This is a genomic window from Roseobacter sp. AzwK-3b, from assembly GCF_000170875.1.
Taxonomy (GTDB): domain Bacteria; phylum Pseudomonadota; class Alphaproteobacteria; order Rhodobacterales; family Rhodobacteraceae; genus Roseovarius; species Roseovarius litoreus.
Map to the genome: position 1 here is coordinate 188990 of NZ_ABCR01000006.1, position 13532 is coordinate 202521.

Genomic DNA, 13532 nt, shown 5'->3' on the forward strand with positions numbered 1-13532 from the left:
ACCGTACTCCTTATGCCATCTGTTTGCGTTTGGGCTTGGCCCCGGCAGACACCTTGTCAACCTTGTCGGCAAGCTCTTGGACGGCGCCCATGGTGACGCCAAGCGCGTCAATCACGCTGATCTTCTTGCCGTCGCCCAGACCGGTCGCCTTCTGGAAGTCTTCGGCATATGGCCCAATGTGACGCTGGCCGTCGCCATGACCCTCTTTGTATTCCCACTCCTCGACAGGCATATCGCGCACGGCATTGAGAACCGACATGGGCTTCGACTTGTTTTCCTTGATGTTCTTGGAAGACCCAAACGCCAGATATCCAGCAGCGGTGCCAAGGCCACTGGCAAGATTGGCATTTGCCGATTGTTGCGCCTCCCACGCAGAAAGGCGGCTGCGATATTGGTCGTTGAGAATGGTGGCCATGTCGCTGTAGCTGTCGCGCACCGCGTCATATCCGGAGTTCACCGCATTATAGCCGCTTCCAACAAGGTCTGCCGCATTGACCATGCTGTTGGCGTAGCCTTGATTTGCGCCGACTGAGGTAGCCACGCCTGAATTAAGCAAGGTGCCGCTCGTGCCGAAGCCTGCGCTCGATGTAGAGGCGGCAGAGGACATAAGATTGCCGGCGGTGTTGTAGCCCGCCATGCCGGTGTTCACACCTGACGACAAAAGCGATCCAGCGCCGCTAAACCCCGCGCTTCCCGCTTGGTTGGACAGGCCCATGCTCGTCGCAGGATTGACAGAAAGCCCCTGCCCCATGTTGATGGCGGCGACCTTCATCTGGCGCGCTGTGTCGGCAGTCTGGCGGCGTGCAGCGTTGCGGGCCCCAACCACGCCAAGGTTTTCGGTCGCCTGCAAGCGGTTGCTCGACGATTGATAGCGCCCCGAGTTGGGGTTGACGCCCATAGCGGTCAGTTGGCGCTCGTTTTGGTCACGGCCCAGATCGAATTGCTGGCGCACATCTGCGGCGGCCTGGTCGGCCTCCATGGCCCGGCGCTCCGGGCTGTCATAGGCGTCCGCCTCGGCCATGAACTCGTCTTCGCGCGCCTCGAACATCTTCCGGCGGTCGCGGTCTTCCTGCGCCCACTGGTTGGTAATCTCGGCCTGCGACTGCATGAACCCGAGGTAGTCTTTGCCAAGCTGGATCTGCGCATCGGCATAGCTCTTGGATTGCGCAAGAGCATCACGGCCAAGGTCAAGTTGGCCCTCTGCAAACCTTGTGGCGGAAGCCAAGGCTCGATCGCTCAGGTCAAACTGCTTTTCGGCCAAAACCTTTTCACTTTGAAACCGCTCCCTGGCAAACTCAAGCTGGCGCCCGGCTTCTTCTCTCGTCCAAGCGAACTGTTCCCGCGACAATTGCAGCTGCTGCTGCGCAGTCTGCGCGTTCATCACCGCCGCGTAGCCAATCATCGGATCGGGTTTTGGGGCTCCACCTCCACCACACATGATCTCACCTCATAAAGCATATGTCATTTGAATGGCGCTCTGCACAAAGCCCATCCGCGAAAGTGCCTTTGCGAACCGCGGATCGCCTGCGGCCGTAACCTCGAAACGCTCAACATTCGGCTTGTCGGAAAGGTCACGGACAGCGAATTCGATCAATTTGCGGCCGACGCCGGTGCGATGGTCGGGATGTACGAACAGGCAATCCTCGATGGCATAGATCGCGCCGGACCGATGATCGCGGGTCAGATACACAAGCAAATACCCAACAGGATCGCCATTGCAGCGCGCCGTATAGGCAATAAGCTGGCCAATCCGGGCATGCGGCACGTAACAAGCCAGATCCAGATCGAACGCGCGCTCAGGCAAGCCCAGGCTGGTCCGGTAATCCTCGATTTCACAAAAGTGCATGCGCGAAAGAGCCACATACTCCTCATAGGCGGCCTCGAAGTCCTCGATCTGAAAAGTATAGTCGCCCATGACGCGCCTTTCCGCTTTGGCGCAGAATACTTGAAAACGGGCGGCAATGCTAGATGTTGCGTCTGGTTTGCGCAGAACACACTAAATGTGGTGCATCACCCCTGTTCAGCGTCGATCTTGCTGATCAGATCGCGGGCCGAGCGGCGCGCGTCAAGCACGTCTTCCGGCACCGGCTGGCCCGTCTCGGACATGCGCACGATCATCCAATCGGTATTGGCCAGATACTTGAGGGCATTGGCTTTGAGGTGGATGGGGTTGCGTTGCGCTTCGATCTTCATGTGACCGTCACCGTACATGTTGCGTCGAGGTATGGAAACGGGGGCCGAAGCTCTACGGTCCATTCCCCGGCCTCGGGGAAGCTGAGCACAAGCCCGCCTGACGTCACGCCCTGCTCCATCTGGTCAATCAATACACTTGTCCCGTCGGGGATGTCCGGAAGGGACCAATCAGCGTTTGCGGCGAGTGTATGCGTATCAGGCAGGCCAAGGCCGGGGCGCGGCGTGACACCCCCTGCAACGATATAATCCTTGAACACGTCAGCCGCGTCGTACAACGCCTCTGCACCGTCAGGTATGTTGGCGTCAATTTCGGCCGGCGTGGCGAACACTTGCCCAACGATCTGGCCTGTTTCGGGCAAGTAAAAAGTTGCTGTTGTGGTCGCAGACATTAGCGCGCGGCCCCCATTATGAAGACCTCAGCACCATTCGACTGGAAACCAGAAATATTGACTGCTGTGTATCGGAGGCCCACTTGATGAAAACCCGTCGGCACATAAACTCCGGTAATAATGTAATGATATGAAGCAACTGATCTGCCTGTAACTTGCATGCTCTGATTGACTACCCCATCAATTAAAATTTCCATTAGATAGTATGAGCTGTCGGGATATGATCCGTTTTTGTAAACCCTTCCGGAGAAATAATAGATAAGAGAGTGCGGAAAGTTTACGTTCCACGTGTAAAGATACGTCGTGTTATTTACGCTCCCGACAGTCACAAGCCGCCGAAAGCCAGTTACCCCATCCGGCTCAATCTTCACCGTCTGGACCGCATTTGCGAGTATCTTGGCCGCTTCAATGGCGTTGTTGGCAATCTGCGCGGTGTCCACGGTGCCGCTGGTCAAAGCCTGCCCGTTGATAATCCCGCTCCGCACGCTGAGCGTGTTGAAGATAGCCGAGCCGTTTTTGTCGATCCGCCAGCCTTGTGTCGATGAGTAATTGTCGGACTGAATTATGCCGCCGATCTTGGCGTTTGTGATCGCGCCGTTTTCAATTTTGGCGTTGGTGATTTCCCCGTTCTGGATCTTGGCCGAGGTGATTGCACCGTTCTCGATCTGGGCGTTCTTGATCGCGCCATTGGCAATGTTGGCTGTGTCGATCACACCGTTGCCGATCTGGGCGGTTTGCGTGATGACGCCCGAGGTGGCCAGGAGACCGCCGGTAATCGTGTTGGCGGCAATTTTGTCACCGGTAATCGTGCCTGCATCAATTTGAGCGGCTGTAACCGTGCCGTCCAGAATGATGTTGTCAGCTGAGACCTTTGCGATAGACGTCGGTCCTGCGCTTCCATCGGCGGCGACGAGATCAAGGATAGATGCGGCGCCACCAGCTCCGACACGAATAAGGTACCCGGCGCTTGCATTGTTTTCTAACGATGTAATTACCGCTGCTTGTGTCGTTACCGTCGCACTTACGCCGTCGATCGAGGATTGCAAAGTTTGTTCTGACGTTGAAATCGCTTGGTTGGTTTCGGCAGCGGTCAGGTAGTTCGTAGATAGGTCTGCACTTACGCCGTCGATCGAGGATTGGAGGACTGTAAACTCGGCCGAAATTGCTTGGTTGGTCTGAGCCGACGTAAAGTAATTTGTGGACAGGTCCGCGCTTACGCCGTCGATCGACGCCTGCAAGGTTTGTTGCGCCGCATCAATGTTGGCTTGAAGGCTCGTTGACAGAACGCCGTCTGCCTGCTCCGCAAATGCTTGAGCATTAGCCTGCGCCGTCGCTGCGGCTGACGAAATATCACTGCTGATATCCTCGAACACCCCATTGGCAATTTGCGCGCGCTCAATTTGCCCGGCAACATCCGTGCTCGGGATTGCCGCCGTCCATGCTCCATCGACAGTGTACCGATAGAGCTTGCTGTCCAGCGTCAGGAACACCATCCGCCCGGCGAAATTCCCGGTTGTGGGCAGCGCATCAACAATTTCAGGCGCCGACAAACCCGAGTTACGGAATAACAGCGCAGGATCTTGGATCAGCCCGCTCAGTTCACGCACCGGCGCCTGAAACTGCTGCTCCACGGCGTTGATGTAGCTTTCCAGCTCGTTCCACCGCACCGCGCGCAAGGAGCCATCCCCAATGCGCCCATCGAGCACCATGATGCTTTCCGCTGACTGCCGCTCGATTGGACGGCGGGTGTCCACAGGCCATTCTCGCGCGGGATCACCCGGCGGGCCTTCTACCCCGCCCCACGGTGCGCCAATTTTGACTTCATTGCTCATGCCACACTCAAATCGTCATAGGATTGCGCCATGGATATGCCCGTGACCGGCACATACCCCTCGATCTCGATTTCCCAGGCCTTGGACCGAAAGCCACCGGGCAACCGGGCCGGCTCGTTGATCTTGGTTGTCGTGTGAACAAGGCTGCCATCGGCATAAATGCGCGTTGTGCAGGGTGTCGCGCCTGCGGGCATTGTTCCGATCGCAGGATCCGTTTCCACCAAGATACCGGCATAGCTGACCGGGGAGACAAGCTGGAACCTGCGGCTGCGCCATATCTGCGCGCGCAAGGGTTGGCTTGGTGCATCCCATTCGTAGATGAAGCGGCCGCCCTCCACGAAATACAGCCCGCCGCTCACAGGATCGAAGTGCAGCGCCTCCGGGTCATCGTCGGACTGGATGTAGAACAACTGCGTACCGGTCAGGTCCATGATCCCAAGCTCTTGCCCACCTTCGAGCGGGGAATAGGCAAAGAAATACCGGTTGTCGTAGCGCGCGGCGCGGAAGCTCGACGGGTTGATCTCGCGCCATTGCTCCGCGGTGAACAGGTTCTGCGAGACCGTCTGGGCCGCGTTGCCGCTGATGATCACCAACCCCTCATTGCTTGGATAGGCCGCTGAATAGCCAAAATCAACAACCCCGCGCTTGGACAGGCACGGCAAGTCCCGCTCCATGCGTTCCATGACCATTGAGCTTGGGTGCGTACCCGTCGCGATGTAGGGCGAGGCGGTTGTCAGGATCACCAGGGTCGAGGCAAACGACGCCAGCGCCACAACATCGGCATCGACAGTCAGGCGGTACTTTTCGGGCCAGGCATGCGGCCGGAAAGGCTCAGAGAACAGCACTTCTTTGCCGTCGAAGGCCGCCATCATGCCATTGGGCATGGAGATCAGCCCCGACATGGTGCTGGGCGGCGGGTCGTAATCGGCTGAGGGCAACACCTCCTGCAAGGGGTCCGCCTCGACATCGTGCGCATAGCTGCTGGTGCCAATCGGGAACTCTGCCACAAAGTACAGGTCCGTGATACCAATCCCGCTGGTGATTGAGCGATAAAGCCGGATGCGATCGACAGAACGTCCCGAGACCGGCGCCGAAAATCCGCTGACGGTCACGACCTGCCCCGCTGACCACAGGAACGCGCTTGAGACGGGTGACGGCGCGCTTTCCTCGTCGAAGCTGGTCACGAAGGTGTAGGCGTAGGTCACGAACTGCGCCACTTCTTCATCAATCGTGCCCGACAGGCTGGTGTTGGGTGCAGCCGAGGGCGCAGGCAGCGCGAGGTTGTAGTCGGTGCCGGACACGCGCATCTTCGGAGCGCCACTGCCTGTCAGGTACAGCCGATCGTCGGCCACAGGGCCGGGCACCACGTCCACATCGCCTGAGAAGGACTGCCAAGTGCCTTTGTGCAGGAATATGGTGTCGGCATCGCTGGCCAGCGTGTGTGCGAGCCCAGACTGGCGCACGGGCGCGATAGTGCCGTCGTCAAGGCGCGTGTTGCGGGCCGACGTGGCAAAGTTTTGCGGCAGGATGCGCGGGTGAAACCGAGGGATTTCCCCTTTGAAGTCAGCGATGCGGATCTTCATGGGCCACCTCAGAAATCATGGTACTTGGTCCGGCGGCGGGCGCGGTGTTGGCCCGTGAGGTTCACGGAAAACTTTGCGTCGGCCAGATCGTTGAACCGCTGGCCCCACATCATTGATACCTGAATGTTGGTCCACGGTTTGTCAGGCTGGGCCAGGAGGCGCGCAAGAGCCCCGGCGGCGATCTGCTCTGCATGGGCCTTGTAGATGAACTCAGGGATCACGTCATAGGCATCCACGACCTCGCCCTCGTCGCCGATCTCTATTTCGGAGCCGAACACCGGCTTGAGGAACATCGAGACTTCCAGCGTGCCTTCTTGGAACGGCAGGATACGGATCGTGTCGTACTCCGATTGGGTGATGTATTTGGGCGGGGCCTCGTTCGGGGCGCCGAGTTGCGTGTCATCCACGTCGGAGTATTGCAGGGGTTCCAGCGTGGTTTCGTTGTTGAACACGGCCTTTTCGATCTCATGAATGGCCGCATAGGGCGGTGCAGCCACGGCTTGGCCATCCCGGCGCAAGGTGATCGTGGTGATGTGACGCCAGCACCGGGTGCGCTCGCAAAACTCGATCGCGGCCAGGCGCAGGTTATACGTGGCCACGTTGTCGGGCACGCCCGGCGCATAGGGCAGCACCAAGGGCAGCATCTTGTCGAGGGCAATCATCACGGTCATGGCGTAGAGCCTATGTTGGTGGTGTTCACATTGGCGACACCCTCGACCATCTGCTTGATACCAAGGGCGCCTTGGAACATCTGGTAATGGGCCTGAGCGCGGGCAGGTGCGCCGTTGAGGATCATGTCCTCGCCGTAGCACCGATAGCAGACGTAATTATGCAGGGCGTTGAAATATGTCTGGTCAATCGGGGCCGTGGTGGCAGAGGTGATTGGCCCAGCAACGGTGTCGGGGATCACGGCCAGCACCGCCTCGACAAGCCCTGTGCCATCGTTGCCGGGAAAGACATAGAATTTGCGTGGCTCGAACTCGTCGGCCATCACGTGCATGACGATCTTGGAATAGGGCACAACATCCGGGTCATGCCAGTTGATGAAACGATCGTTGAGCACTTCCTTCGATGACGGGGTGACAACCCGCCCTCCGACGCGCGTCGTAGCGCCTTGGGCATTGGAGAGGTTACGCACGACGCGGATCAGGTTGGCATAGCCTTCGGGGACGGTCTGCAAGGTGCCCACGTCGAGGGGCAATTCTGCGGTGCGAGAGAAGGCCGACGGTTTTTGCGTGGCGATTTCCAGCAGGCCGTCGTTGAAATAGTCGAGCTTGGTCTGCGCTGACCAACGCGTTTCGTCAACGTCGCTGAGCGCATAGGCTGCGCGAGAAAGAACATCGGCGACGTTGACGGGCATAGGACATTACTCCGGTGCGGGGCTGTGTTCAGCGTCCATCAGGGCAGCGACCAAGGTTTCACGCTTGGCCTTGTGGTGCGGCTTCTTGCCAAGCACCTCGGAATACCGCTCGGCCAGGTCTTCGTCCGACAGCTCGGCATAGATGTCTTCGAGCGCGGCAAAGGCCACCTCGTTCGTGACCGGTGCGGCGACCTCGCCCCCAAGAGGCTTTTCTTCGTAGGGCATGAAGGGCTCAAGGCTGAGAAAGCGCTGGATATGAGCGTTATCGACCACATCGCACACATGGCGGCCGTCGAGGCCCGGCTTGAAGTGATACACCTTGTCGCCGATGGAGTGCTTGGAGCCGCCTTTGCGAATTTCAGTTGTTTCGATCAACATGTCTTGTTCCTTCCTTCCATTTTGAGGTGGAAGCTGGGCGGCAAGACCAGACCGCCCAGCTTCTGAGCATCAAGATCAGGCTGCGTACTCGATCCGGACGGTGAGCGTCTTGGCTGCACCAGCCGCGACATTCGCCGAAATGGTCGCGCCGATCGCACGATGCTCGTTCGACACGGCCACATCGAGGCAATCCGCGAGCGTTGCATTTGCCTCGTTGTCGTTGACGCTGACGGCGCTGAACAGATCGGCGCTGACAGTGCGGGTGCCTGCATCATCCGACGGCGTGCCGGTCATCAGACCGATATTCGCCGTGTTGGCGCCCAGGCCGGTGCCGATGACCGTGGCGCCGAGGATCTGGCAATCTGCGGGCAGAACGCCAAGCTCGATCACATCGGTCGCCGCGGTGTACGCGTCGTTGAAAGTGTAGGTGAACACAGCAGAGGTGACGATACCGGACTGGTAAGCCGAAGGCGCCGCCTGTTGACCCTTTGCTGCTTGAGTTTGGAAGATAGCCATGGTGGCATTCCTTCTATAAGATCAAGGGTTTACCAGAGCGGCCGGGCTTGGCCGCTCTAGCGTTTAGATCAGACGGTTTTCGCGTATGTATCCAGAGCGATGACGCCAAAATCGCGATTATTGAACCGCGTTTTCTTCACGCCCATAATGAGGCCGGCGACGACGGTAGGCTCGTTGTCGTAGTCCTCCATTTCCTCTTTCCACATGTAGCGCATACCGCCAGGCGTGCCGTAGGCCACGACACCTGCTTGGCGCCCCAAGAAGAGGGCGCGCGCTGCGGGCTGATCGTTTCCGGATCCATAGTCGTTGAACCGGATGACGTTCTCATGCTCGTGCAGGACAACGTTGTTGATCATGCCCATGTTGCCGCGGAAAATGGGGTTTTTGCGCCCCTCGGCCGCGGCGGCCGCCTTCTGGAAGTCCAGCCACTGCGAGCCGGATTCCGTGCGCATCGAGTGCGCCTGATAGGGCGACATGACCACGACGAAATGCTTTTCGCCCTCCACGTCCACCGGCATCATGTCAGTTGCGTCGGTGTCCTTGGACCGCATCATCTTGCTATGCGTTGCCGCACGCTCAATGAGATTGGTGGTCATGATGTCGTCGCTGGTCAACGACCCCTTGGTGGTGGTCGAACCGCCATAGAGGATGTGCGCCGCATCGGGTGCTTGCAGAGGGTTGTCAGCAAAGCCCGTGTAGTCCGCGGGCTCGATGAACTCCTCGTTCACGCCGCGCGCGCCCGACAAGTAGATGAAGTACAGCTCGTCGATATACTGCTGCCAGTATTCGGCGAGGCGATCCTTCGCGATCTTGCGCATGTCGTGCAAGGTGCGCTTGCGGCTCATGCGGCCGCCGGCCGAAACCGGGTGGCGCATCTGGTCCACGATCACTTCGTCGGTGAAGAAGCGCAGGTTTTCTTCCTTGCCCTTCACGCGCTTGTCGCCAAAGGTTGGGCGCTGACGGAGCTTGACCGACAGATCGAACGAAACGCGATCACCGGCGTCCGAGGCAATGTCCATCTTCTCCTCGATGACATTGTTCTCGCCTTTACCGACGAACTTTTTGTTGAAGTAGCTGTTGCGGTTGACTTGGGTGGCAAGGGTGGCCGCCCAACGCTTCACCGCCTTTGGGTCGCCCCAATTCAGGATGGTTTGTGCCATTGTGATTCCCCATGGCTATGAACCTGTAGGCGGACATCCATGCCCTGGGTGAACCGGCTTCCAGCCGTTACGCGGCATAATACTACATATTGATAGGGTTTGCCAATATTACACTACATATTGATTTACTGCGATACACCAAGGGCGCATTGCAGCTCGTCAGTCCTCAATTTGCCGATGCGCTCGACGTTGACGGATCGGGGGGCGGAGATGCTCACGCGCACCTGCCCGCCGCCCAGATCCTCCTTGATGAAGACCCGCACATCGTCACCGAGGAGCAGGCTTTCTCCGACTTTGAGTTTCAGCGTCAACATTGCGTGCGGCCTCACCGACTGACTGATCAGACATCCATGCTCGCGAAGGCTTCGGCTTCCTCGGGCGGCAGGCTGCTCATGATGCGCTCGTATTCTTCGGGCCCTGCGTTTTCGAGGCGTTGTGCAAGGCTTGCATATTTGCCGTCGGCGGCGGACACGGGCGCGTCTCCGGGCACGAATGCAAGGGTTTTCGGCGCGTTGTCGCCGGGACGCTTGCGGACTTGCGGCTTTGCCGGCTCTTGCGGCGCTTGGGCATTGGTCTGCGTGTCCTCCTGTTTGGGCGCGGGCTTGGCGTCACCGGGCACGGGAGGCACGTCCATGCCGAAGACGGCGGCCTCTACTGCATAAAGGCGGTGCGCCGCTTCTAGGATTTGGCGGTGCGACAAGGACTGGTACTGCGGCTGCGACGTCACGTTCTGCACATGCGCATCGAAGCGCTCGATATGCGCCTCTGTCTGCAATTCCGGCACATCTTTGAAATACTGACGCGCCGTGGCCATGAAGTTGTCGTAAATCTTGCTGCTTTCGTATTCCGCGACGGCCTTCTTGGACGTGACCTCTTGAATGGATTGCAGAAGCTCGGCGTCTTTGGCCTCGTATTCCTCGTCGGTCATGTCGCCATCGTCGCGCCAGGCAGCCAACGCATCTTTGCGCGCCTGCTGCAAAGCGTCGATCTGCTTGTCATAGGTTGCCGGGTTCTCGATCAGCGTGCCGCGCACATCCTCGTCAGGCTGCACGGTCTCTCCCGCGTCATCGGGTGCGTCCTCTGCGGCCTCTGCGGCCTCAGCCGGGGCGGGCTCGGGGTCTTCGCTCTCGGCCTCGTCATCCTCGTCGGTCTCGAACAGAGCCGCGCGTTCTTCCTCGCTCAAAAGGCGCAGATCGTCCTCGGTGTAGCTCTCATCTTCGAGACCCGGCAGCTCGATGCGAGGCGACGTGTCTTCCTCTACCGGTGCGGCCGTGGCTTCGGGCTTGTCGGCCTCTTGGTCCTCGACTTGCGGGGTTTCAGCGGTCTTGGTGGTCATGGGTTATCTCCTACTGCTGGTCTTGTGGGATTGGTTGCACCGGGGGTGCGGGTTGTTGCGGCTGCCCCTGCTCTTGGGCCTGCTGCTGAATCTGGGCCTGCTGCTGCATGGCCATGGCGGCCTGTTCTTCCTGTGCGGCTGCCTCGCGTTCTTGCGCCTCGTCAAACGGGGAAATGTAGCCGGACCGAAGAAGCAGGTTGTCGGCCACGCCGGCGGCGGGCTGGGCCTGCAATATCTGCAAGGCCAGCTCCAACGCGTTCTTCTGTGCGTCGATGTTCTGGCCCGGCAGGGACTTGAGCACCTTTTGCGCATCGGCTTTGGCCTTTTCGGCGCGGGCCTGCTTCTCGGCGGCCTCAGCCTCGGCCTTGGTAAGCTCGGCCATCTGGGCGCGGGCTTGCATCTGCTGAGCCTGCTGCTTGGCCTGCTCGCGAGCCTGACGCTCGGGATTGGGCGTTTCCGGATCTGCGTCCGGGTCTTCCATGCCAGTGACCTGGCGGATGCGGTTGACCAGCTCCTCGCCGTTGGGCAGATCCATCATTTCGATCAGAAGATCGAGCGTGATGTTGATCAGCTCGGGCGCGGTCGGTGCCACTTGAGCCAAGAGGTTCATCATCTGCTCGACGCCGGCTTGGCGCAGCGATGCCTTGAAGCTGTCTTCGCTGATCACGTAATCGGCCTTGGTGCGCGTGATATCGTTCTCGGGCAGCCCATCGTTGACGATGATCTGCTCAGGCGTGCCGCGCATGTTGGTGATCCGGAACTCTTTTTCGTCCGATACGAACTGCTCGGTAAGGGCCAAGAGCTTTTCACCGTGGATCTGCTTGGAAAGGCGGGCGTTGTCAAAAATCTGCGCGGTAGACATGGCGCCTTGGTCTTGGCGCGCGGTGATCGCTCGGCCGCTTGTGGCGTTCGTAGACCGGCCAAGGTTCTCGTCGGTGATGCCGCTCAGCGTCTGGATCATGTTGATCGACATGTTCATGATATCGACATGCGCTGCGGCCAGCTCACGATCGGCCGAGATTTCCAGCATCTTGTTGGGCTTTTTGATGATGATGCTGTCGGGGCGGCTGATTTCTTCTTCGAACTCGTCGAGGTTATCGACGGCGCCCTCGTCCATGATCACCTTGTTGGTGTTGATGATCGACAAGGCTTTGGACAGGCGCTTGTTGATATCGTCTTGGGCGGGGATCATGCCGCGGATCAGACCGTAAGGCGTGTTGTCGTCTGCCTTGCGATACCCCCAGATCGGCGTGAAGGGATAGCGGTTGTGGCGATACGGCGACGGGGACATCCACAAGACACCGCGCAGGGTCATGATCATGACGTAGACGCGATCTGTCAGGCGCTCGCGCACCTCTGCCCCCTCCTCTGCCAGTGAGGCTGCGTGGCCCATGCTTTCGGGGTCGTAAATCTCGCCGGCGAACTGCCCGCCTGCCATGCGCTTTTCTGTCACCGGGATTTTGAACCAGGCTTCGATCAGGCGCACACGGTCTCGGGCATAGGTCGGGTGCTCGATCGAGGTGTAGTATTCGCCATGCTCGGTGGCGAGATACTCTTGGCTGTCCATGGCGTCGTCGCCGTGCCGGTCCATGAAGGCGCCCCACTCGAAATGCGAGGACACGGATGATCTGACAATGCCTTCCCGATCCGGGAACATGGCGCAGGCGCGGTCCACATCGACCCATTTGGTGCGGAAGATGAACCGGCCATCGGACAGGTCTTCTTCTTGGGCGGCGGTGTCGTAGATGACGTTACGCCAGCTTTCGTACCGCTCATACAGGGGCTCGCCTTCGCTGTCGTCGCGCACACCGCACTCGATCCAGCCAAGCCCGACCTTGGCAGCATCTGCGAAGGCGCGGGAGAAATGGAACGGGGTCCGGTTGACGTCGCTGAGATACTTGATCAGGTGCGACTTCTTTTCGGCGTTTCGGCGGCCCTGCTTCCTACGGGCTAGGATCTTGTAGTCGATCCTGGTGCGGCGCTCGGTGCCCAGCACCCAGTTGATGCTCTGAGCGATCACGTTGTAGGTGAGCGGCTGCTGGCCACGGGCTTCGAGCACGGCCAGATCGTCCTTGGACCACTGGTCGTGGTTGTAATACTGCTCGTCGCGCTGCATGAGGCGACGAGCGTTGCCTTGGGCCTCCAGCTCGCGCAGATAGTGGCCAATCAACCGGTCGTGCAGCTCTGCGGTATGCTCGCTGTCGAGATCGCTTTTGGCCGCCTTTTGGACGTCACCAAGGAGCGTCGAGGACGGCACTTGGAAGCGATCTTCGGGGCGCTGGTTCGGCTTCACGCGGCTTTCGAGTTCAGGCATGATCTTTGACCTCAATATGGCGCTCAGAGCCGGTGTCGTTGTTGGTAACAACCATTTCTGCCACCACGCTGTGGTGATCGCGGGGGCATGGGGGAATGGCCAAGAGATCGCCCATGTGATCGCGCACGATCTTGATGATCTTCATGGGGTTGGCGCGGTTGTAGGGGTTGAACCCAAGGTTGGCGCAGAACATGACGGCGTTGACCATCACATCGTCTTCGTCGCCGGTTTCCTCGGCCCATGCCCATGCGCGCTCCAGCGGGATGATACAGGGGATCACGCGCTCTTGGTCGATCTTGTCCATCTTGGGGGTCAGGATCATCACCGGGCGCTTGGTGTTCTGGTTCCAGGTAAGCCATACGAGCACATCGCCGCGGCTGTAAACGGCATGATGCACACGCAGATCGTATGCGGGCTTATACTCGGACCCGCCGGGAAGGATCAGCCCGCCAGGTGTTTCGGTCATGTTGC

The 13532-nt window shown here is 59.3% G+C and carries 15 protein-coding genes; all 15 read right to left on the reverse strand.

What is annotated here, in order from left to right:
* Positions 1-10: 10 nt before the first annotated feature.
* The 15 genes from RAZWK3B_RS20240 to RAZWK3B_RS12645 all read right to left on the reverse strand — a co-directional run bounded on the left by RAZWK3B_RS20240 (position 11) and on the right by RAZWK3B_RS12645 (position 13527).
* The gene (locus tag RAZWK3B_RS20240) at positions 11-1438 is read right to left on the reverse strand and encodes a tail fiber domain-containing protein (protein ID WP_198133286.1); all 1428 of its coding nucleotides are present in this window, start codon (positions 1436-1438) and stop codon (positions 11-13) included.
* 9 nt (positions 1439-1447) lie between these two features.
* The gene (locus RAZWK3B_RS12580) at positions 1448-1915 is read right to left on the reverse strand and encodes a GNAT family N-acetyltransferase (RefSeq protein WP_007815672.1); all 468 of its coding nucleotides are present in this window, start codon (positions 1913-1915) and stop codon (positions 1448-1450) included.
* A gap of 95 nt (positions 1916-2010) precedes the next feature.
* On the reverse strand, positions 2011-2193 hold the full coding sequence (locus tag RAZWK3B_RS12585; protein WP_007815674.1) for a hypothetical protein: 183 nt from the start codon (positions 2191-2193) through the stop codon (positions 2011-2013).
* Positions 2190-2552: a hypothetical protein gene (locus RAZWK3B_RS12590; protein ID WP_198133287.1), complete on the reverse strand. Its 363-nt coding sequence runs from the start codon at positions 2550-2552 to the stop codon at positions 2190-2192. The genes RAZWK3B_RS12585 and RAZWK3B_RS12590 overlap by 4 nt, the downstream gene beginning before the upstream one ends.
* Before the next feature lie 29 nt (positions 2553-2581).
* The gene (locus RAZWK3B_RS12595) at positions 2582-4414 is read right to left on the reverse strand and encodes a phage tail tip fiber protein (protein ID WP_037295740.1); all 1833 of its coding nucleotides are present in this window, start codon (positions 4412-4414) and stop codon (positions 2582-2584) included.
* A complete protein-coding gene (locus RAZWK3B_RS12600) occupies positions 4411-5997 on the reverse strand; it encodes a hypothetical protein (protein ID WP_007815680.1) in 1587 nt (528 codons plus the stop codon). Before RAZWK3B_RS12600 ends, RAZWK3B_RS12595 begins: the two co-directional genes overlap by 4 nt.
* A gap of 8 nt (positions 5998-6005) precedes the next feature.
* A complete protein-coding gene (locus RAZWK3B_RS20245) occupies positions 6006-6668 on the reverse strand; it encodes a phage adaptor protein (protein ID WP_007815682.1) in 663 nt (220 codons plus the stop codon).
* The gene (locus RAZWK3B_RS12610; protein WP_007815684.1) at positions 6665-7357 is read right to left on the reverse strand and encodes a phage adaptor protein; all 693 of its coding nucleotides are present in this window, start codon (positions 7355-7357) and stop codon (positions 6665-6667) included. The genes RAZWK3B_RS20245 and RAZWK3B_RS12610 overlap by 4 nt, the downstream gene beginning before the upstream one ends.
* 6 nt (positions 7358-7363) lie before the next feature.
* Complete coding sequence (locus RAZWK3B_RS12615; RefSeq protein WP_007815686.1) at positions 7364-7735, reverse strand: hypothetical protein; 372 nt, start codon at positions 7733-7735, stop codon at positions 7364-7366.
* 75 nt (positions 7736-7810) lie between these two features.
* Positions 7811-8251 (reverse strand): hypothetical protein, encoded by a 441-nt coding sequence (locus RAZWK3B_RS12620; RefSeq protein ID WP_007815688.1) that lies wholly within the window; start codon positions 8249-8251, stop codon positions 7811-7813.
* Between the two features lie 68 nt (positions 8252-8319).
* Positions 8320-9411, reverse strand: coding sequence for a N4-gp56 family major capsid protein (locus RAZWK3B_RS12625; RefSeq protein WP_007815690.1), 1092 nt, complete (start codon positions 9409-9411; stop codon positions 8320-8322).
* A gap of 125 nt (positions 9412-9536) precedes the next feature.
* Positions 9537-9725, reverse strand: a complete 189-nt coding sequence (locus RAZWK3B_RS12630; protein ID WP_007815691.1) for a carbon storage regulator — start codon at positions 9723-9725, stop codon at positions 9537-9539.
* A gap of 26 nt (positions 9726-9751) precedes the next feature.
* A complete protein-coding gene (locus RAZWK3B_RS12635; protein ID WP_007815692.1) occupies positions 9752-10747 on the reverse strand; it encodes a hypothetical protein in 996 nt (331 codons plus the stop codon).
* Positions 10748-10757: 10 nt separating this feature from the next.
* A complete protein-coding gene (locus tag RAZWK3B_RS12640; RefSeq protein WP_007815693.1) occupies positions 10758-13061 on the reverse strand; it encodes a portal protein in 2304 nt (767 codons plus the stop codon).
* A complete protein-coding gene (locus tag RAZWK3B_RS12645; RefSeq protein ID WP_157132247.1) occupies positions 13054-13527 on the reverse strand; it encodes a hypothetical protein in 474 nt (157 codons plus the stop codon). Before RAZWK3B_RS12645 ends, RAZWK3B_RS12640 begins: the two co-directional genes overlap by 8 nt.
* Positions 13528-13532: the final 5 nt, after the last annotated feature.

Bases quoted from the DNA above. Each gene is read 5' to 3' on its own strand.
- RAZWK3B_RS12580 (WP_007815672.1), bottom strand. From the start codon at position 1,915: ATGGGCGACTATACTTTTCAGATCGAGGACTTCGAGGCCGCCTATGAG.
- RAZWK3B_RS12620 (WP_007815688.1), bottom strand. From the start codon at position 8,251: ATGGCTATCTTCCAAACTCAAGCAGCAAAGGGTCAACAGGCGGCGCCT.
- RAZWK3B_RS20240 (WP_198133286.1), bottom strand. From the start codon at position 1,438: ATGTGTGGTGGAGGTGGAGCCCCAAAACCCGATCCGATGATTGGCTAC.
- RAZWK3B_RS20245 (WP_007815682.1), bottom strand. From the start codon at position 6,668: ATGACCGTGATGATTGCCCTCGACAAGATGCTGCCCTTGGTGCTGCCC.
- RAZWK3B_RS12600 (WP_007815680.1), bottom strand. From the start codon at position 5,997: ATGAAGATCCGCATCGCTGACTTCAAAGGGGAAATCCCTCGGTTTCAC.
- RAZWK3B_RS12610 (WP_007815684.1), bottom strand. From the start codon at position 7,357: ATGCCCGTCAACGTCGCCGATGTTCTTTCTCGCGCAGCCTATGCGCTC.
- RAZWK3B_RS12595 (WP_037295740.1), bottom strand. From the start codon at position 4,414: ATGAGCAATGAAGTCAAAATTGGCGCACCGTGGGGCGGGGTAGAAGGC.
- RAZWK3B_RS12645 (WP_157132247.1), bottom strand. From the start codon at position 13,527: ATGACCGAAACACCTGGCGGGCTGATCCTTCCCGGCGGGTCCGAGTAT.
- RAZWK3B_RS12640 (WP_007815693.1), bottom strand. From the start codon at position 13,061: ATGCCTGAACTCGAAAGCCGCGTGAAGCCGAACCAGCGCCCCGAAGAT.
- RAZWK3B_RS12630 (WP_007815691.1), bottom strand. From the start codon at position 9,725: ATGTTGACGCTGAAACTCAAAGTCGGAGAAAGCCTGCTCCTCGGTGAC.
- RAZWK3B_RS12625 (WP_007815690.1), bottom strand. From the start codon at position 9,411: ATGGCACAAACCATCCTGAATTGGGGCGACCCAAAGGCGGTGAAGCGT.
- RAZWK3B_RS12585 (WP_007815674.1), bottom strand. From the start codon at position 2,193: ATGAAGATCGAAGCGCAACGCAACCCCATCCACCTCAAAGCCAATGCC.
- RAZWK3B_RS12615 (WP_007815686.1), bottom strand. From the start codon at position 7,735: ATGTTGATCGAAACAACTGAAATTCGCAAAGGCGGCTCCAAGCACTCC.
- RAZWK3B_RS12635 (WP_007815692.1), bottom strand. From the start codon at position 10,747: ATGACCACCAAGACCGCTGAAACCCCGCAAGTCGAGGACCAAGAGGCC.